The sequence below is a fragment of the Streptococcus milleri genome (assembly GCF_900636525.1).
GTDB classification, from domain to species: Bacteria; Bacillota; Bacilli; order Lactobacillales; family Streptococcaceae; genus Streptococcus; species Streptococcus hominis.
The window spans coordinates 647,693-667,529 of sequence record NZ_LR134288.1; the positions used below are offsets into that span (position 1 = coordinate 647,693).

The window sequence follows — 19,837 nt, forward strand, 5'->3', positions numbered from 1 at the left end:
TGATGGACTTATTTAGTCGAAAAAATATGATTCTCTTACGCGAGATGATTAAAACGGATTTTAAATTACGGTATCAAGGAAGTTTGATTGGGCATTTATGGTCCATTTTGAAACCTTTTATGCTATTTACAATTATGTATTTAGTATTTGTTCGATTTTTGAAATTTGACGATGGAACTCCCCATTATGCAGTAGGATTGTTGCTAGGGATGGTAACTTGGAGTTTCTTTACAGAAGCTACCAATATGGGAATGCTATCGATTGTTTCACGTGGAGATTTGCTGAGAAAATTAAATTTCTCTAAATCAATTATCGTTTTTTCAGCCATTGCCGGTGCAGCTATCAACTATGCAATAAATATTTTAGTAGTCTTTGTATTTGCTTTGATTAATGGAGTTTCTATAAATGCAGGTTGGTTGATTATTATTCCTTTGTTTGTGGAATTGATTTTAATGGCTACAGGAGTTTCTTTGGCGTTGTCTACTCTATTTGTTAAATATCGAGATATTGGTCCGATTTGGGAAGTTGTATTGCAGGCTGGTATGTACGCAACGCCTATTATTTACTCTTTAACATTTATTCTTCAGCGTGGACAAGTAACTATCGCTAAATTGATGATGCTCAATCCTTTGGCACAGATTATTCAGGATTTGCGACATTTTGTGGTTTATTCTGGAAGTATGAGAGGTTGGGATTTGATTAACACCCCTTGGATTGCAGCGTTTCCTTATGTGTTACCAGTTTTAATTTTTGTCTTTGGTCTATATATTTTTAATAAAAATGCTAAGAGGTTTGCGGAGATTTTATAATGTCGAATAATATTGCAGTAAAAATTGATCATGTTAGTAAATTTTTTCGTTTGCCAACAGAAGCAACTCAAAGTTTAAGGACTAGTTTGGTCAATTGTTTTAAAGGAATCAAGGGTTATAAAGAGCAACATGTGTTAAAAGATATTTCCTTTGAAGTTGAAAAAGGTGATTTCTTTGGGATTGTTGGTCGAAATGGTTCTGGTAAGTCGACGCTTTTGAAAATTATTTCAGAGATTTATGTTCCTGAGAAGGGAACGGTGACTATTGATGGAAAGCTAGTTTCCTTTATTGAGCTAGGAGTTGGTTTCAATCCTGAGCTAACAGGTAGAGAAAATGTCTATATGAATGGTGCCATGCTTGGATTTTCTACCGAAGAGATAGACACTATGTATGATGATATTGTTGAATTTGCAGAACTTGAAGAATTCATGAATCAGAAACTGAAGAATTATTCTAGCGGAATGCAAGTCCGTTTAGCTTTTTCGGTTGCTATTAAAGCTCAGGGAGATATTCTCATTCTTGATGAAGTGTTAGCAGTGGGTGATGAAGCTTTTCAACGCAAGTGCAATGATTATTTTATGGAACGCAAAAAATCCGGAAAAACCACTATCCTAGTAACCCATGACATGAATGCAGTGAAAAAATATTGCAATAAAGCAGTTTTGATTGAAGACGGGCTAATCAAAGTGGTCGGTGCACCGGATGATGTTGCAAACCAGTATAGTCTTGATAATGCCAGCCAGAAAAAAGCCTTAAATGACGACTTTACTGCAGAGCATGAGGCTATCTCTGATTTAAAGGTTGAACTCTTGACTCCTGCACAAATAACTCCGAATCAAGAAATCAAATTTGAAATTTCGTATCAGGTAAAACAAGATATTCCGACTTATATCGCTTTTTCTTTGACTGATATTGACCGCAGTATTTGGATTTACAATGATAATTCTTTTGATGATATGACAAATGGAGAAGGCGAGAAGAGATTTGTATATGCTTGTTCACTTGCTGAAGTAAATGATATCAAGCTTAAATTACAAGTATCAGTCCGAGACCATCATGATCAAATCCTTGCTTTTGCCAATTCAAAGAATACTCCCATTATCCTTATCAATCGTAACGATATTTCTGATGATGACATTTCAGCAAAAGACTCTGCGACTGGCTTGATTCAGCGGAATGGAAGTTGGATAATTTCACAATAGAATAAGGTGATTCTATGGAGCGAATACTACTGTATACTCATTTTAACAAACTACATCAAGTGAGTGGTCATGTATTTTACCAATTAAAACAGATAAAACAGTTATTTTCTACGGTTGTCTTTATTTCAAATAGCCCTTTAGAAAAAGATGACAAGACTAAGTTGCAAAAAGAATTAAATATTGATATCGTGATTGAGCGAGACAATACCGGATTTGATTTTGCAGCTTGGCGTGATGGGATGCAGTTCATTGGCTTTGACAAAATACAAGGCTATGATTCTCTTACCATTATGAATGATACTTGTTTTGGTCCCCTATGGGATTTGCAAAAAATATATGAAGATATGGAAGCAAATCAGATAGTTGATTTCTGGGGAATGACGAATTTCCGAAAGACAAAATATTTTAAAGAGCACTTACAAAGTTATTTTGTATCGTTTAAACAATCCATGTTAAAATCAGAAGTTTTCCAAAAATTTTGGTCGCAAATAAAAGATTTTACAGATGTTCAAAGTGTTATAAATCAATATGAAACGCAGTTTACAGCTTATTTTCAAAAGAAAGGTTTTAACTATCAAGCTTTTTATGATACTTGTAAAGAAGAAGTAGGAGAGTTGTTGCATCCTGATTTTTCCTATTATAAGCCACAAACTATTCTTGAAAAAAAAGTTCCTTTTTTAAAAGTAAAAGCTATTGATGGCAATCCCTTTTTAGCTAGTTTTCTTTTGGAGATAATTAAAAGAGAGTCGTCTTATCCCATCTCTTTGATTAAAATGCATATGTTTGAATATTTTTCCCCAGATGCTCCCTATCTTTTACAAGGAAAAATTCTTGCTCAGCACAATGAAGTTACTTCGGCACATAAAGATATTGTATTGCATATTCATGTTACAAATTTATCAATATTTGAACAGTGGATGAATAAAATAGTTGTTCAATTTCCTCAATTTGAGTATTTGATGACAACGTCTGATATAAAAATATTTGAGTATTTGAATTCTTATTTAAAAGACTCTTCTATTAAGAATCAGATACGGTTGACTCAAGAGCAACATCCATTATTAGCTATGTTTGCTCAAGCGGAAAGATTAAAAACATACAAATATATTGGACATTTGTCTACTCATACTTTGATTCCCGAAGTAGCTGGTCTAGATCAATGGATGCGGGATGATTTGTTTAATATGATGATTGAGAATATGAACTATAGTATCAATGCTTTGGAACATTGTTCTAATTTAGGGCTTATTATACCTGATCTCCCGAGTGTGGTTAGAAATGGTTTGTTTTATCAGAAACCTCTTAAAGAGGAGATGGAAAAACTATGGAAATTATTGTCCTGTCGAAAATCTTTTAAGTTTACTGATGCAGTAACTCTGACAAGAGTTTACGGTGGGTGGATGTGGTTTAAGTATGAGGCTGTAGAATCCCTATTTAAAGCTAGTTTCAAAACCTTCAGTAGCTATTCTCTTCAAGAGCAATCAACTATTTTAGAAAATTTACTTGTTTATGTAGCTTGGGACAAGAATTATGATTTTCAAATTATCCTTTTATCACAGTCTTTTCCATCTCTTTTAGACTTGCAAAGATTGGATTATCAGTTAATGAAACAGCAAGAACAGTTAATACACAAAAAAAGTTTTACAAAACGACTTGCAAGTTTCTTTGGTAAGGAAGTATGATGAAATTTTTACGAAAAAATTATGAGCAAATTAGTTTTATTCTAATTAGCTTTTTAATGCTTGATGTGTCCATTGTTAATCTTAGTATGGCATTGAATAGTCATGCTGATTTAACTACTTATCCTTTTTTATGGATTGAGATTCTATTATCTACCTTTTTCTTATTTGGTATCAGTTTCCTAATTTCTAACTTATCATATAAAAAGCTTACAACATGGTATGTTATTATATATGGTTTATACACTATTTTTTCTTATTTACTTGAGGTGACTAGAAATGTCAATAATCCTTCATTTAAATTTGAAAAAATTTTTCAAAATCATTTTTTACAACTATATTTTTTACCAGTTTTATTAGTGATATCTATCATGGTTGTTCTTTATAAAATAATTCCAAAGTTGGATAACCTATCTTTGTTTAAAGGATTACACATTGATAAAAATAATTCAAGTGGAATGGAGAATCTGCTTTTATCACAATTGTTATTATCCCTTGTGTTTTCTGATAATAAATTTTTAAGTGTATTAACAAAAACAGAATTTTTGAGCAGATTTTATGAAAAAAAGCTCCAAATCAATGAACTGTTCGTATTTTCTCTCACTAGTCTAGTATTTTTAATATTTGTGTTTGGCTCTGTATTAAGTCTTTTAGTAGTCCAAGGAATGAAAGATCTTAGTGAGAATAAAAATAGTTTTTCGGTTGCTACTTTATTTAGTGCAATATTTGCTGTAGTATTCAACTACACAATCCAAAATAGTATTCGAGCAGATATATCAGTTTTAGATTTACGTTTATTTGCAGGGGCTAGTCTCTTTCAAATTAGTATCTTTTTTATAACTTTCATTTGCCTATATGCAGTTTTTAATAGTTTCCTCTTACCAACTATACTAATTTTAGTAGTGGGAATAGGAAGTTCCATTGCTAGTGCTTTAAAATTTCAATATCGTCAAGAACCCATTTTGCCAAGTGATATCGTTTGGTTGCGAAATCCAAAAACATTGCTTGATTTTATTGGTGGAAATTATATTATTTATATTTTGTTCATTTTTTTACTAATAGCCTCTCTTTATTGGTTTTTGAGAAAAAAGATTCTACCAAACAAAACAGTTCCAAATATAAAATATCGAATAATTTTGCTTGTATTACCAGCCGTCTTTTTCTTTGGTATTTTACAAGTGTTCTCTTCTAAAAAGGATGGGAAAATTACTGATAATATTCCAGTAATGTCCATTTTAAATAATTATCATGATTTAACTTGGTTTGGAAACACTGTCAATTCACAGATGCGCTCTGTATCTTTTGTGTGGTTTTCACAGATGTCAGATACGACTATGACTCAACCGAAAAAATATTCCAAGGAAACCATTAAGAATTTAGAAAATAAATATAAACGTATCGCGGCTAACTACAATCAATCCAGAACGGAAACAATTGAAAATCAAACGGTTATTTATATTTTGAGTGAAAGCTTTTCTGATCCTGCCCGTGTAGAAGGGGTTACTATGTCAGAAAATCCAATTCCAAATATTCAAGAAGTCAAAAACAAATCAACAAGTGGTTTAATGAAATCAGATGGATATGGTGGTGGTACTGCCAATATGGAATTTCAGACATTAACGGGGCTTCCTTTCTATAATCTTTCTCCTTCTATTTCAGTCATCTACACAGAAGTAGTGCCGGGAATGAACAAGTTTCCATCAATTAGTAATTTTTATAGCCGTAAGAACCGTACCGTTATTCACTTAGCTTCACCAAGCAATTATTCCAGAAATATTATCTACAATGACTTAGGGTTTAATAAATTTATTCATTATGGGACTAAGGGACTAAAAGGTGATCAGATTGGTGGAAATTATAGTGATAAAACAACATATAACCAGATTTTAAATAATTTGAAGGAAAATCAAAGTCAATTCTTTTCGGTTATGACGATGCAAAACCATATGCCTTGGACAGAACCGAATCCTATTACTATATCTGCCAAGTATATAGGTTTTTCGGATGCAGATAACCAAACTTTATCAAACTATGTGAGGATGTTACATCATACAGATGTAGCCACAAAGGATTTTCTTGATCAACTTTCAAAAATAAATAAAAAAATTACAGTTGTTTTTTATGGAGATCATTTACCAGGGCTTTATCCACAGTCAGCTTTCAAAAATAATCCAGAGAGTCAATATTTAACAGACTATTTTGTGTGGAGTAATTATGAAACACCTAAATTGGACTATCCGATGGTAAATTCAAGTGACTTCACAGCTCTATTGTTAGAACAAACCAATTCAAAAGTATCACCTTATTATGCTTTATTAACAGAAGTTTTGCATAAGGCAAGTGTTGATAAAAAAGATTTGGATGCAGAAGGGCAGCAAATTGCAGAAGATCTGAAGCTTGTTCAATATGATATGGTGGCGGGTAAAGGCTATTTGTCAAAAGATTTTTTTAAAGTACATAGTGAGTAAAAAGCTGTAATAAGTAGCCCTACAAATCTCTATAGTTGGTTAAAAATTCAACTATGGAGTTTTTTCTTATGAAATGAGTTATGAATAGAATATAACAATATGTAAAATTGATTCTGTCATTACTTTTTGTCGAAAAGAATTCTTCATTTTTTTATGACATGAAAAGAAATTGGCATCAAGAACAATAAAATTTTCTTTGGTATGTTAAAAGTTAAGATGCTTTATAGATTTGAAAACAGATTTAATTACTAAACGAGTTAATTAGTTAATTCGATGATTACAACAAAGTTAGAGTTCAAAATAAAAAGGACTAAATCCAATACAGGCTTCAGTCCTTAACTCAACTATGTTAGCTTTTTTTAGTTTTTAATCAAAATAGAGCAGATCTTTACTTGTACTTGTAAAGACTTCAAAGCCTTCTTTTGTGACATGCCCGCAGTCTTCAATACGAACGCCAACTTTTCCAGGAATATAGATACCAGGCTCAACAGAGAAGCACATACCTTCTTCGATAACCATATCATTTCCTTCCATGATAGATGGAAATTCGTGAACACTCATGCCGATACCATGCCCCAGACGATGATTGAAGTATTCACCATAACCGGCTTTTTCGATGACTTCGCGTGCTGCGCGGTCTACTTCATGAGCTGTTACTCCGGGTTTGATGAAGTCAAGAGCTGCCCGTTGAGCTTCAAGCGTTAGATTGTAAATGTCTTTTTTAAACTGATCTGGTTTTCCAACAGCAACTGTTCGTGTCATATCGCTGGCATAACCATTGACCATACAGCCAAGGTCAAATAGAAGCAGGGCATTGTTTTCGACTTTGTTTGCACCAGGAATGCCATGCGGATTAGCAGCATTATCACCTGTTAAAACCATAGTCTCAAAGCTCATCTCATAGCCGAGTTGTTTGATACCAAAGTCAATTTGAGCAATAATATCTGTTTCTGTTTTATCGAGAGAAATAGTATCAAAACCAATCTTAATAGCCCTATCTGCGTATTCTCCTGCGACAAACATTTTCTTGATTTCATCGGCTGATTTGATGAGACGCATACGATTGATACATGGGGTTAAGTTTGTAAATTCAGCGCGTTCAAAAACGGTATTTAAACCATTGTATTTGGTCAAAATCAAGTTATCAAACTCAACAGCAACTTTGTGGAAGCTGCTAGCTGGTAAGGCTGCTTTGATTTTTATCCAAGGATTCTCAGAGTCAACATAACCCACAACTTTAAAATTGACAATCGCACTAGCACGTTCTACTTCAAGAGCAGGCACAAAGAGTAGTGGTTCATGATTTGTGAAAATAAAAAGAAACATCTGACGTTCGTGAGGGTCGCTATAAAATCCTGTTAAATAATTGATTGTAACAGGATCAGAAACCACGGCAACATCTGCTTTTTCTGTTTCCAGATAAGAAATAATTTGATTTATTTTGGTCATTCTAGTACCTTCTTTCTACCCCTCTATTTTTGCAAAAAAATAGGTAAAAATCAAGAGGACAGTAAGAACTTTTTTTCACTTCAGAAATTTTACAGATTGGGTACATTTTTCTTGTAAAATCATTGGTAAAATTGCTAAAAATTTGCCTAAAAAACAAGATTTTTCAAAAAGTTATCAAAATGCTTGAAAGTGTTTCCAATAAGTGATAAAATGAGTTTGGTAGGAATGTGAAAACGATATTTTCAATATAGAAAGGAAGAAGCATGAACACAGACGATACAGTAACCATTTATGATGTCGCGCGTGAAGCGGGAGTTTCAATGGCAACCGTTAGCCGTGTGGTAAATGGAAATAAAAATGTAAAGGAAAATACAAGAAAAAAAGTCTTGGAAGTGATTGACCGCTTGGATTACCGCCCAAATGCGGTAGCGCGTGGTCTTGCTAGCAAAAAGACGACGACTGTTGGAGTTGTCATTCCAAATATCACAAGCAGTTATTTTGCAACGCTTGCAAAAGGAATTGATGATATCGCAGAGATGTACAAATATAATATTGTCTTAGCCAATAGTGATGAAGATGATGACAAAGAAGTTTCTGTTGTCAATACACTGTTCTCAAAACAAGTGGACGGTATTATCTTTATGGGCTATCATTTGACAGAAAAAATTCGTTCTGAGTTTTCTCGTTCACGGACGCCAGTTGTGCTTGCAGGTACAGTTGATGTCGAGCATCAATTGCCAAGTGTTAATATTGATTACAAACAAGCAACTATAGATGCAGTTGAACGTCTTACAAAAAATAATCAAAAAATTGCTTTTGTAAGCGGACCTTTGGTGGATGATATCAATGGTAAGATTCGTTTAGCTGGATACAAAGAAGCTTTGAAGAAAGCCAAACTTACTTATAGTGAAGGATTGGTTTTTGAGTCAAAATACAGCTATGATGATGGTTATCAATTAGCAGAACGGGTCATTGCTTCCAAAGCCACAGCAGCTTTTGTGACTGGTGATGAGCTGGCGGCTGGGCTGTTAAATGGTTTATCAGACAAGGGTGTAAATGTACCAGAAGATTTTGAAATCATCACTAGCGATGATTCGCAGGTAGCACGCTTCACTCGTCCAAATTTGACAACTATTGGTCAACCTTTGTATGACCTTGGTGCAATTAGTATGCGCATGCTGACTAAGATTATGCACAAGGAAGAGCTGGAAGAACGCGAAGTAGTATTAGCTCATGGTCTTATTGAGCGCCGTTCAACAGGAAAGTAAGTAGAGTTAGACAGAACTTGAAATTTTCAATTTTAAGTTTGTTGTCCAATCATCTTGCTACTCGTTTATTATGAGAGTAGTTTATGTCTGAGATACTAGTGTCTCGGACTTTTTTGTTTTCAAGAGGCTCAATACCTTTGTGGTTTTATTTTTTCTATCTTTTGGGTATAATAGAAGACATGAAAGTATTACTGTATTTAGAAGGTAAAGCGGTTTTGGAAAAATCAGGCATTGGACGAGCTTTGCAACATCAGATGAAAGCTCTAGATTTGGCTGGAATTCCCTACACGACCGATCCTTCAGGAAATTATGATGTGGTTCATATCAATACTTATGGGCCTAGAAGTTTGCGACTTTTGCACAAAGCAAAAAAACAAGGGAAAAAAGTGATTATGCATGGGCATTCGACTAAAGAAGATTTTCGCAATTCCTTTATCGGGTCAAACTTTTTTGCGGAAGCCTTTGGAAAATATTTAGCTCACATGTACCAAATGGCGGATTTTATCATTACACCGTCTGAGTATTCCAAAAAGTTGATTCAGGGCTATGGCGTGACAACACCAATTGTGGTGGTTTCTAATGGGATTGACCTTCAGAAATATAAAAAAGATCCACATAAAGAAGAAGTATTTAGAAAACATTTTCATATCCAAGAAGGAGATAAGGTGGTTGTCTGTGCAGGACTTTATTTCAGACGCAAAGGGATTGAAGACTTTGTAGAAGTAGCACGCAGAATGCCAGATGTTCGCTTTATTTGGCTGGGAAGCATTAACAAGTGGATCATTCCACGGAAAATCAGAAATCTTGTACTGTTTAATCATCCTAAAAATGTTGAATTTCCAGGTTATTTCAAGGGGGCTGTTTTTGAAGGAGCTATGAGCGGCAGTAGTCTCTTCTTTTTCCCTAGTTATGAAGAGACAGAAGGGATTGTGGTGTTAGAGGCGTTGGCTAGTCATCAGCACGTAGTTTTGCGAGATATTCCTGTATATGAGGGCTGGATTGATGAACAATCGGCTGAATTGGGACACAATGTAGATGAGTTTGTAGACTCTATCCAAAAGATTTTGGATAGAAAGGTAGATAAGCGAGAAGCTGGCTATAAGGTAGCGCAGAGTCGTTCAATTGATGATGTGGCTTATAAGCTTGTGGATGCTTATCGAGAAGTATTGGAGATGTAGCATGCGAATTGGTCTTTTTACGGATACGTATTTCCCTCAGGTTTCAGGGGTGGCAACTAGTATTCGCACTTTAAAAACAGAATTAGAAAAGCTAGGACATACCGTTTTTATTTTTACAACGACAGATAAGGATGTCAATCGTTATGAGGATTGGCAGATTATTCGAATTCCCAGCGTGCCATTTTTTGCCTTTAAAGATCGGCGAATTGCTTATCGCGGTTTTTCAACGGCTTTAGAGATTGCACGTCAATATCAATTGGATATTATTCATACCCAGACTGAATTTTCTTTGGGTCTGTTGGGTGTTTGGATTGCGAAAGAACTGCGGATTCCAGTTGTTCATACCTATCATACACAGTATGAAGATTATGTGCGCTACATTGCTAAAGGTATGGTCATTCGTCCTAGCATGGTCAAATACATTGTTCGTGGATTTATGAGTGATTTGGACGGTGTGATTTGTCCGAGCGAGATTGTCTATGATTTACTCATGAAATACAAAGTAAAAGTAGAAAAACGGGTTATTCCGACTGGAATTGAGTTGGCCAAATTTGAACGTCCAGAAATTACTGCTGAGAATATTGCTGATTTACGAGAAAAATTAGGCATTTCAAATCAAGAAACCATGTTGCTTAGCTTATCACGCATTTCTTATGAAAAAAACATTCAGGCAGTTTTAGCTGCTCTGCCAGCTGTTTTGGAAGAAAATCCAGATGTGAAGTTGGTAGTGGCGGGAGACGGTCCTTATTTGTCTGACTTAAAATCACAAGCCAAACGGTTGAACATTACAGATGCAGTGATTTTCACAGGAATGATTGCACCAAGTGAAACCGCATTGTATTATAAAGCAGCGGATTTCTTTATTTCTGCTTCAACGAGTGAGACACAGGGCTTGACATATTTAGAAAGCCTAGCGAGTGGCACTCCGATTATTGCTCACGGAAATCCTTATCTGGACAACGTTATCAATGATAAAATGTTTGGAACGCTTTATTATGAAGAACGTGATTTGGCAGGAGCGATTTTGGAAGCTGTTATTGCAACACCGGATTTGGATGAGAAAAGTCTCGCTGCAAAATTATACGAAATCTCTGCTGAAAACTTCGGCCGTCGTGTCTATGAATTTTATTTGGATTTAACCATTTCAAAAGATTTCAACAATGATTTATATCCGGAGGAGTCTGTTAGTAAGCGATTAGCGAAATCTGTCATTTATCTTCCCCAAAAAGCGATTGCCCTTCCTGTAAATGGATCAGCGCGAATGTTTAAAGCGTCTAAACGACAAATCAAAAATATACAGAAATACCTAAAATAAAACTCCTAGACTAGCGAGGTGGGAAAATGAAACGCGATCTTCCTTTTTTAGCTGTACTACTCTTTTTCTATTCGTTATTTTATGGAATTGTCCAAATGATACCAATGGACGAATTGTTACGAAAGGGCTTGGTGGTGAATAATGTTTTGATATATTCACCGCTGGCAACATTCCTTGTAGCAGTTGTCTATGCTGGACTAAATGGTTTTTCTCGCCGTTTTTTGCTTTTAGCGACACTCATGTTCTTTGTGACGATTCTGACCTTTGGTGAATGGATTTTACTGTATCATGCAGCCTATTTTATCTGTTTATTGGTGGGGATGCTGTTAGGTTATGGGATATTTCGCTGGAGAAAGACAAGTAAATGAACATCTAGTAGTTCAGAGCATTTGCTTCTTTAGGAAATTACTACAGTAGCAGTGAAAAGTTAAGACAGGTGTATTGCGTTTCATAGTTTTTCCTAAAAATTCAATGAATGGTCTAAGACGCTTTTGTCTGGACTATTTTTTGATATGAAAGCCTGTCTTTGCTGTCATATTTTTAACATATTTGTTTTAAATTTGTAAAGTAAAGAAATGATGTGTTATGAGTTGAATTGGTAAATTTTAAGGAAAATTTGGTATAATGAAAAGATAGAAAAAGGTGAATAGAATGAAAAAAATATTAGTTGTAGATGATGAGAAACCAATCTCAGATATTATAAAGTTTAACATGGTAAAAGAAGGTTATGAAGTAGTGACAGCCTTCGACGGTCGCGAAGCGTTAGAAATGTTTGAAGCAGAACGTCCAGATATTTTGATTTTGGACTTGATGTTGCCCGAAATGGATGGTTTAGAGGTGGCGCGAACGATTCGGAAAACGAGTAATGTGCCAATCATCGTTCTTTCTGCCAAAGACAGTGAATTTGACAAAGTTATTGGTCTTGAAATCGGTGCGGATGACTATATGACAAAGCCTTTCTCTAATCGTGAGTTGCAGGCGCGTGTTAAAGCCATTTTGCGGCGGACAGATTTGACAATTGAAAATCAAGAAGCAGAAGCTGCTCTGACAGAAATTGTGATTGGAGATTTGCAGATTTTGACTGATGCTTTTGTCGTGAAAAAGCATGGCGAAGAATTAGATTTAACACACCGTGAGTTTGAATTGCTCCACCATTTGGCAACGCATATCGGGCAAGTGATGACGCGTGAACATCTGCTAGAAACGGTGTGGGGTTATGATTATTTTGGAGATGTACGGACGGTCGATGTGACAATTCGCCGTTTGAGAGAAAAGATTGAGGATATTCCTAGCCGACCAGAGTATATTTTAACACGGCGTGGCGTTGGATATTACATGAGAAACAATGATTGATAATATTAGACAATTTGTTGTATCAAAAGATTTTGTATTTGTCTTACTCATTTTAGGATTTATTTTGGTGATTACCTTGCTTTCCTTGGAAAACCGACGTGATAATGTTCGTATTCGCCAATTGAATCAAAAAGTGAAAGACTTAATTGCAGGAGATTATTCAGAAGTTTTAGATATGCAAGGTGGCCCAGAAATTACGGATATTACTAATAGTATCAATGATTTATCTGAGGTAATCCGTCTAACGCATGAAAATTTAGAGCAAGAAACTAAGCGCCTGTCGAGTATTTTATCCTATATGACGGACGGCGTTCTTGCGACCAATCGTCGTGGGCAGATTATCATGATCAATGATATGGCGACCAAGCAGTTGGGAGTTAAAGAATCTGAAGCACGAAAGATGAATATCTTAAAACTGCTGGATATCGAAGACGAATATGACTTACGAGACTTGATTACGAAAGTTCCAGAGCTGACCATTGATTCGCAGGATGAAAATGGAGAGTTTTTAAGTTTACGTGTTCGATTTGCCTTGATTCGGCGAGAATCAGGCTTTATTTCAGGGCTGGTTGCAGTGCTGCATGATACAACGGAGCAGGAAAAAGAGGAACGTGAGCGGAGACTATTTGTTTCTAATGTCAGTCATGAATTGCGTACTCCCTTGACCAGTGTCAAGTCTTATCTGGAAGCATTAGATGAGGGCGCTTTGTCTGAGCCAGTTGCACCAGATTTTATTAAGGTTTCGTTAGATGAAACCAATCGGATGATGCGAATGGTTTCAGACTTGCTGAGTTTGTCACGTATTGACAATGCTACCAGTCATTTGGATATTGAGCTGACGAATTTTACAGCTTTTATCACGTTTATTTTAAATCGTTTTGACAAAATCAGAAGTCAGAATGATGATAAGAAGTACGAAATTATTCGAGATTATCCTATTAACTCTATTTGGGTCGAAATTGATACAGATAAGATGACACAGGTGATTGATAATATTATCAACAATGCCATTAAATATTCTCCTGACGGTGGTAAAATTACGGTCAGTATGAAAACAACCGAGACCCAAATGATTTTGTCTATATCAGATGAGGGCTTAGGGATTCCTAAAAAAGATTTACCGAAAATTTTTGACCGCTTCTATCGTGTAGACAAAGCAAGAAGTCGTGCACAAGGTGGATCCGGATTAGGTTTAGCTATTGCTAAGGAAATTATTAAGCAACATCACGGATTTATCTGGGCAAAGAGCGAGTATGGCAAAGGCTCAACGTTTACAATCGTTCTGCCATATGACAAAGAAGCTGTCAAAGATGATGATTGGGAAGAAGATGAATTAGAAGGATAGCCATGAGCGAGAAAGGATTTAAGTATAGTATTTTAGCGTCAGGTTCTACCGGTAACTGTTTTTATTTAGAAACTCCAAAGAAGAAGTTGTTGATTGATGCGGGCTTGTCTGGGAAGAAAATTACCAGCTTATTGAGTGAAATTGACCGTAAACCAGAGGATTTGGATGCCATTTTGGTAACGCATGAGCATAAGGATCATATCCATGGTGTGGGCGTTTTGGCACGGAAATATCATTTAGACATTTATGCCAATCAAGAAACATGGAATGCTATGGAAGTAGCGCTTGGGAAGATTGATGTTAGTCAGAAGCACATTTTTGAAATGGGAAAAACCAAGACATTTGGCGATATTGACATTGAAAGTTTTGGTGTTAGTCATGATGCGGTTGCACCGCAATTTTACCGACTGATGAAAGACGATAAAAGTTTTGTTCTACTAACGGATACTGGCTATGTTAGCGATCGTATGGCGGGGATTATTGAAAATGCGGACGGGTATTTGATCGAGTCCAACCATGATATTGAAATCCTTCGTAGCGGAGCTTATCCTTGGAGCCTGAAGCAGCGGATTTTATCTGACCAAGGACATTTGTCGAATGATGACGGGGCAGAAACCATGATTCGTACGTTGGGTTATCGCACTAAGAAAATCTATCTAGGGCATCTTAGCAAAGAAAATAATACCAAAGAATTGGCTCATATCACAATGATCAATCAATTAGCACAGGCTGATTTGGCGGTTGAGCATGATTTTCATATTTGTGATACATCGCCAGATACGGCGACACCTTTAACAAATATTTAGGAGAAAGAATGCAAATTTTTTACTTAATGATTGGTTTTATTTCAGTAGGATTAGCCCTTTTGGGAGTTGCTTTATCGCTATTGCCGACAACTCCCTTTTTGCTGTTGGCGATTGCATGCTTTTCACGCTTTTCCAAACGATTTGAAAAATGGCTATACCATACTAAGTTGTATCAAATCTATGTGGCGGACTTTCGCGAAACAGGTGCTATTGCTCGGGAGCGTAAAAGAAAAATTCTTATTTCCATTTATATTCTAATGGGAATTTCTATCTTCTTTGCACCTCTTATCTGGGTGAAGTTTGCTTTAGCTGCCTTAACCCTTTTTATGACGTATTATTTATTCAAAGTCATTCCAGATAAAGAATGAAAATTCATTTCATCTCTGGTGAACTTTTCCTATCAAATTCTTGGTATCGTTGGAGTATCAAGGATTTTTTTGATATAATAATAGAGAATTTGTTTTCTTTTTATACTCTGTGAAGATCTCTTCAAACTTCGTCGGATTTTACAGTCCGGATGACTGTGAGAGGTGGCAGAGAAGGAAAGCGAAGCATTTGTTAACCTTGCTGTACTCTTTGTTACTGACTTCGTTGATTACACCTGCGACCTCAAAAGCTCAAGTAGAGTTTTTGCCCCACCCGCCGCTTGCTTTCTAGTTCCAATTGTCTGGGAGACAGCTGGAGGTGATTGTTAAGTTTTTTGAGTATTAAAAGAAAAAGTTCTTCTTGAAAGGAGAAAAAATGAGAGATTTACATAAAGTTTTGAGTCAGCAATTTGGAATTGTCTTCCAAGATGAAAAGTTGCTGGAGACAGCTTTTACACACACTAGCTATGCCAATGAGCACCGCCTCTTAAACATTTCACACAATGAGCGCTTGGAATTTTTAGGAGACGCTGTTCTGCAATTATTGATTTCGGAATATCTGTATAAAAAATATCCGAAAAAACCAGAAGGGGACTTGTCAAAACTTCGCTCAACCATTGTACGTGAAGAGAGTTTGGCTGGTTTTAGTCGAGATTGTCAGTTTGATCAATTTATCAAATTGGGTCGTGGCGAAGAAAAGTCAGGTGGGCGTAATCGGGATACCATTCTTGGAGATTTATTTGAAGCCTTTTTAGGAGCTTTATTGCTAGATAAAGGAGTGGAAGCAGTCAAAAACTTCCTGTATCAAGTCATGATTCCAAAGGTAGAAGTTGGAGACTTTGAGCAGGTGATTGATTACAAGACCAAGCTACAAGAACTGCTCCAAGTCAATGGTGATGTCGAGATTGTTTATCAAGTCATCTCTGAGTCTGGTCCAGCTCACGCCAAAGAATTTGCTGTAGCGGTATCTGTTGATGGCAGAACGGTTGGACAAGGGCAAGGACGTTCGAAAAAATTAGCAGAGCAGGAAGCTGCTAAAAATGCATTTGAAAAGGAAAGTCATTCATGTATTTAAAAGAAATTGAAATTCAAGGTTTCAAATCTTTTGCAGATAAGACCAAGGTAATATTTGATCAGGGAGTGACAGCAGTCGTTGGACCAAATGGCTCAGGAAAGAGTAACATTACTGAAAGCCTGCGTTGGGCACTGGGAGAGTCCAGTGTTAAAAGTCTTCGTGGCGGGAAAATGCCAGATGTCATTTTTGCGGGAACTGAGACTCGCAAACCACTGAATTATGCTTCTGTTATTGTCGTTTTGGATAATAAAGACCGTTTTATCCAGCAAGCTGCAGATGAGATTCGTGTGGAGCGTCATATTTATCGCAGCGGGGATAGCGAGTATAAAATAGATGGCAAGAAGGTACGTTTGCGAGATATTCATGATTTGTTTATGGATACAGGGCTTGGGCGAGATAGTTTTTCCATTATTTCTCAAGGAAAGGTGGAAGAAATTTTCAATAGCAAGCCAGAGGAGCGCCGTGCCATTTTTGAAGAAGCGGCTGGCGTACTGAAATACAAGACGCGGCGCAAGGAGACTGAAAGCAAGCTCAGTCAAACACAAGATAATCTAGATCGGCTGGAAGATATTATTTATGAGCTCGATAGTCAAGTGAAGCCTCTTGAAAAGCAAGCTACGACTGCTAAGCAGTTTTTGAAATTGGATGAGGAACGCCGTGCTCTTTATTTAGATGTATTGATTGCTCAAATAAAGGGAAATAAAACACAGCTGAATGATACTGAAGAACGGCTTGTGGGGATTCAGCAATCTTTGTCTGCTTATTACAGCAAACGTGACCAGCTAGAGCAAGAAAATGCTCTTCTGAAAGAAAAACGCCATGATCTGCAGAAACAAATGGCAGATGACCAAGCGAGTTTGCTTGAATTAACACGCCTCATCAGTGACTTAGAACGCCAAATCGAAGTTTCCAAATTAGAATCTAGTCAAGCTGCCAACAGTCGGAAGGAAAATGAGGAACGCCTGCAAGGATTGACAGAAAAATTAGAGGCGGTTCAAACAGAATGGCAGGGAAAAGATGAGCAGTTGACTGATTTTGCTGTAAAATTGGAACAAAATCAACAAGCGATTCATAAATTAGAAGCTGAAATTGAGGCATTTTCGGATGATCCTGACCAGATGATTGAAAAGTTACGTGCTGAATTTGTCCAATTGATGCAAGAAGAAGCGGACTTGTCCAATGACTTAACTGCTTTGGAAAGTCGCTTAGCCAACGAGTTACAATTATCTGAAAGCAAACAAGCAGAATTTGCTAAGTTAAAAGAAAATTTAAAGAATCTTCAAATCAACGAGCAAAGTCAACTGGAAGATTTAGAAACAGCTCGGCAGTCGGTTCAGCAGTTACTGACAGATTATCAAGCACAGCTAAAGCAAGTTCAAGCTGTAAAAACGAATTATCAGCAAAACCAAACGGCAATGTTTGATTTAATGGATGATGTAAAAAATAAAAAGGCGCGTGTTGGTAGTTTAGAAGCTATTCTGAAAAATCACAGTCATTTCTATGCTGGGGTGAAAAGCGTTCTTCAAGAAGCAGAGCGCCTGGGCGGTATTATCGGTGCTGTTAGTGAAAAATTGAGCTTTGATTCGCATTACCAGACAGCACTTGAAATTGCACTTGGAGCAAGTAGCCAGCATATTATCGTAGAGGACGAACAAGCTGCGACACGAGCAATTGAATTTCTGAAACGCAATCGAACAGGACGGGCAACTTTTCTGCCACTGACAACGATTAAAGCGCGGCATTTACCAGATCATCATCAAGCAAGCATTGAAAAAAGCACAGGTTTTCTTGGTTTGGCTTCGTCTTTGGTGCACTATGATAAGAGTTTAGAGCATATTTTCCAAAATTTGCTAGGTACAACAGCCATTTTTGATACGGTAGAAAATGCGCGAGTAGCTGCTCGCAAAGTTCGATATCAAGTACGAATTGTCACGCTGGATGGAACAGAATTGCGGACAGGCGGTTCTTATGCAGGTGGCGCTAATCGAAATAACAATACGATTTTCATCAAGCCGGAGCTGGACGCTTTACAAAAGGAACTTTCTGAGAAGAATGTTACATTAGCCGAACAAGAAAGGCAAGTGGAAGATTTGCACACGCAGCTAAGCCAAGCCAACAGTCTGTTAGAAGAAATAAAAGTAAGTGGTGAGGAAGCACGATTAGCAGAGCAAAAGGCTCAAATGGCTTATGAGCAAACACATAAACAGGTTGAAGACTTATCCGAGCTCTTAGCGCTGCAAGAAAGAGAGCTATCTCGTGAAGTTCTTCCTGATATGGCGGAGCAAAAGGAACGATTGGTTAATCGCCTTGCAGAAATTGAGCAAGAGAAATCCGAAACAGAAGCCGAGATTGAGCAGATTAAGTCGGATAAAGATGCTGTTCAAGCACGTTTAGACAAGCTAACAGCCCGCTTATCTGAGCTTCGTTTGGCTCGTACCGAGCTGACGGGGCATCAGCGTTACGTTCAGACGGATCTCACACGTTTGTCCAATGAAAAATCTGAATTGGACAAAGAGATTTCAACTTTACAATTTCTAATGGAGCAAAAGGAAGAAACCGCTTCAAAAGTGGATATTGCTGTTTTAGAAGAGCAATTAACACAGGCAGAGCAGGAAAAGACAGCTTTGAACCAAGCCAATATTCGGTGTCAGTTTGAACTGGACGATTTGGAAGGGCAAGCAGAAGATCTTACCAGTCATCTGGAACAAGCCCGCCAGCAAAATGAGGATCTGATTCGCAGTCAAGCCAAGGCAGAAGCTGAAAAAGATAAGATTGCAGATGTCCTTCGACGTCTTTTGATGAATTTGACAGATGACTATCAAATATCTTTTGATGAAGCTAGTAAACAGGCTCGTCCACTAGAAAATCTTACGGTTTCTGAAACTAAGGTTAAGGACTTAGAAAAGGCTATTCGGGCTTTAGGGCCAGTCAATCTTGATGCGGTAGAGCAATTTGAAGAAGTCAGTCAACGACTGCATTTCCTCAATACTCAAAGAGATGACGTACTCTCTGCGAAAAATTTGCTTTTAGAAACCATTGAACAAATGAATGACGAAGTAAAAGAACGCTTCAAATCAACCTTTGAAGCTATTCGTGAGAGCTTCAAAGTGACTTTCAGACAGATGTTTGGCGGCGGTTCAGCAGACTTGATTTTGACCGAAGGCGACCTGTTGACTGCGGGGGTAGAAATTTCGGTTCAACCGCCCGGCAAAAAAATCCAATCACTCAATTTGATGAGCGGAGGAGAAAAGGCGCTATCAGCCTTAGCATTACTCTTCTCCATTATTCGTGTCAAGACGATACCATTTGTCATTTTGGACGAGGTGGAAGCTGCACTTGACGAAGCTAATGTCAAACGTTTTGGCGACTATCTTAATCGCTTTGACAAGGACAGCCAGTTTATCGTGGTAACACACCGTAAAGGAACGATGTCCGCAGCAGACTCTATCTATGGGGTAACCATGCAAGAGTCCGGTGTATCAAAGATTGTCTCCGTAAAATTAAAAGATTTAGAAAGTATGTAAA

At 37.0% G+C, this 19,837-nt stretch carries 15 protein-coding genes; 14 read left to right on the forward strand and 1 reads right to left on the reverse strand.

What is annotated here, in order from left to right; translation table 11 throughout:
- Positions 1-2 precede the first annotated feature (2 nt).
- The 4 genes from EL087_RS03170 to EL087_RS03185 are packed head-to-tail and all read left to right on the forward strand — an operon-like array spanning position 3 to position 6,158.
- A complete protein-coding gene (locus EL087_RS03170) occupies positions 3-809 on the forward strand; it encodes an ABC transporter permease (protein ID WP_003068657.1) in 807 nt (268 codons plus the stop codon).
- A complete protein-coding gene (locus tag EL087_RS03175; RefSeq protein ID WP_003027694.1) occupies positions 809-2,011 on the forward strand; it encodes an ABC transporter ATP-binding protein in 1,203 nt (400 codons plus the stop codon). The genes EL087_RS03170 and EL087_RS03175 overlap by 1 nt, the downstream gene beginning before the upstream one ends.
- Positions 2,012-2,025: 14 nt before the next feature.
- Entirely contained in the window at positions 2,026-3,693 is a 1,668-nt protein-coding gene (locus EL087_RS03180) for a rhamnan synthesis F family protein (protein ID WP_126406798.1), read from the forward strand.
- Positions 3,693-6,158 carry an LTA synthase family protein gene (locus EL087_RS03185; RefSeq protein ID WP_126406800.1) on the forward strand — a complete coding sequence of 822 codons (2,466 nt, stop codon included), beginning with the start codon at positions 3,693-3,695 and terminating at the stop codon, positions 6,156-6,158. Before EL087_RS03180 ends, EL087_RS03185 begins: the two co-directional genes overlap by 1 nt.
- A 366-nt stretch (positions 6,159-6,524) precedes the next feature.
- On the opposite strand, the gene EL087_RS03190 is transcribed toward EL087_RS03185, so the two are convergent.
- Entirely contained in the window at positions 6,525-7,607 is a 1,083-nt protein-coding gene (locus EL087_RS03190; RefSeq protein ID WP_126406802.1) for a M24 family metallopeptidase, read from the reverse strand.
- 263 nt (positions 7,608-7,870) lie between these two features.
- Here EL087_RS03190 and ccpA point away from each other — a divergent pair, with 263 nt between their 5' ends.
- The 10 genes from ccpA (at position 7,871) to smc (ending at position 19,836) form a co-directional block, all read left to right on the forward strand.
- Positions 7,871-8,875 (forward strand): catabolite control protein A, encoded by a 1,005-nt coding sequence (ccpA, locus tag EL087_RS03195; RefSeq protein WP_003040018.1) that lies wholly within the window; start codon positions 7,871-7,873, stop codon positions 8,873-8,875.
- A 179-nt stretch (positions 8,876-9,054) separates the two neighbouring features.
- Entirely contained in the window at positions 9,055-10,053 is a 999-nt protein-coding gene (locus EL087_RS03200) for a glycosyltransferase family 4 protein (RefSeq protein ID WP_126406804.1), read from the forward strand.
- A 1-nt stretch (position 10,054) separates the two neighbouring features.
- Positions 10,055-11,368, forward strand: coding sequence for a glycosyltransferase family 4 protein (locus tag EL087_RS03205; RefSeq protein ID WP_003039969.1), 1,314 nt, complete (start codon positions 10,055-10,057; stop codon positions 11,366-11,368).
- A gap of 26 nt (positions 11,369-11,394) precedes the next feature.
- Positions 11,395-11,736: a hypothetical protein gene (locus EL087_RS03210; protein WP_003040057.1), complete on the forward strand. Its 342-nt coding sequence runs from the start codon at positions 11,395-11,397 to the stop codon at positions 11,734-11,736.
- 283 nt (positions 11,737-12,019) lie between these two features.
- Positions 12,020-12,721, forward strand: a complete 702-nt coding sequence (gene yycF / locus EL087_RS03215; protein ID WP_003040015.1) for a response regulator YycF — start codon at positions 12,020-12,022, stop codon at positions 12,719-12,721.
- Positions 12,714-14,066 carry a cell wall metabolism sensor histidine kinase VicK gene (gene vicK / locus EL087_RS03220; protein WP_126406807.1) on the forward strand — a complete coding sequence of 451 codons (1,353 nt, stop codon included), beginning with the start codon at positions 12,714-12,716 and terminating at the stop codon, positions 14,064-14,066. The genes yycF and vicK overlap by 8 nt, the downstream gene beginning before the upstream one ends.
- A gap of 2 nt (positions 14,067-14,068) precedes the next feature.
- Positions 14,069-14,872, forward strand: coding sequence for an MBL fold metallo-hydrolase (locus EL087_RS03225; protein WP_003027672.1), 804 nt, complete (start codon positions 14,069-14,071; stop codon positions 14,870-14,872).
- An 8-nt stretch (positions 14,873-14,880) separates the two neighbouring features.
- Positions 14,881-15,240, forward strand: coding sequence for a YbaN family protein (locus tag EL087_RS03230; protein WP_126406809.1), 360 nt, complete (start codon positions 14,881-14,883; stop codon positions 15,238-15,240).
- A gap of 373 nt (positions 15,241-15,613) precedes the next feature.
- Complete coding sequence (gene rnc / locus EL087_RS03235) at positions 15,614-16,312, forward strand: ribonuclease III (protein ID WP_126406811.1); 699 nt, start codon at positions 15,614-15,616, stop codon at positions 16,310-16,312.
- Entirely contained in the window at positions 16,303-19,836 is a 3,534-nt protein-coding gene (gene smc / locus EL087_RS03240; RefSeq protein WP_126406813.1) for a chromosome segregation protein SMC, read from the forward strand. The genes rnc and smc overlap by 10 nt, the downstream gene beginning before the upstream one ends.
- The last annotated feature ends 1 nt before the right edge of the window (position 19,837 follow it).

What these genes read in the sequence shown, in the direction of transcription:
- EL087_RS03170 (WP_003068657.1), top strand. Translation starts at nt 3, where the DNA reads ATGGACTTATTTAGTCGAAAAAATATGATTCTCTTACGCGAGATGATT.
- EL087_RS03175 (WP_003027694.1), top strand. Translation starts at nt 809, where the DNA reads ATGTCGAATAATATTGCAGTAAAAATTGATCATGTTAGTAAATTTTTT.
- EL087_RS03180 (WP_126406798.1), top strand. Translation starts at nt 2,026, where the DNA reads ATGGAGCGAATACTACTGTATACTCATTTTAACAAACTACATCAAGTG.
- EL087_RS03185 (WP_126406800.1), top strand. Translation starts at nt 3,693, where the DNA reads ATGAAATTTTTACGAAAAAATTATGAGCAAATTAGTTTTATTCTAATT.
- EL087_RS03190 (WP_126406802.1), bottom strand. Translation starts at nt 7,607, where the DNA reads ATGACCAAAATAAATCAAATTATTTCTTATCTGGAAACAGAAAAAGCA.
- ccpA (WP_003040018.1), top strand. Translation starts at nt 7,871, where the DNA reads ATGAACACAGACGATACAGTAACCATTTATGATGTCGCGCGTGAAGCG.
- EL087_RS03200 (WP_126406804.1), top strand. Translation starts at nt 9,055, where the DNA reads ATGAAAGTATTACTGTATTTAGAAGGTAAAGCGGTTTTGGAAAAATCA.
- EL087_RS03205 (WP_003039969.1), top strand. Translation starts at nt 10,055, where the DNA reads ATGCGAATTGGTCTTTTTACGGATACGTATTTCCCTCAGGTTTCAGGG.
- EL087_RS03210 (WP_003040057.1), top strand. Translation starts at nt 11,395, where the DNA reads ATGAAACGCGATCTTCCTTTTTTAGCTGTACTACTCTTTTTCTATTCG.
- yycF (WP_003040015.1), top strand. Translation starts at nt 12,020, where the DNA reads ATGAAAAAAATATTAGTTGTAGATGATGAGAAACCAATCTCAGATATT.
- vicK (WP_126406807.1), top strand. Translation starts at nt 12,714, where the DNA reads ATGATTGATAATATTAGACAATTTGTTGTATCAAAAGATTTTGTATTT.
- EL087_RS03225 (WP_003027672.1), top strand. Translation starts at nt 14,069, where the DNA reads ATGAGCGAGAAAGGATTTAAGTATAGTATTTTAGCGTCAGGTTCTACC.
- EL087_RS03230 (WP_126406809.1), top strand. Translation starts at nt 14,881, where the DNA reads ATGCAAATTTTTTACTTAATGATTGGTTTTATTTCAGTAGGATTAGCC.
- rnc (WP_126406811.1), top strand. Translation starts at nt 15,614, where the DNA reads ATGAGAGATTTACATAAAGTTTTGAGTCAGCAATTTGGAATTGTCTTC.
- smc (WP_126406813.1), top strand. Translation starts at nt 16,303, where the DNA reads ATGTATTTAAAAGAAATTGAAATTCAAGGTTTCAAATCTTTTGCAGAT.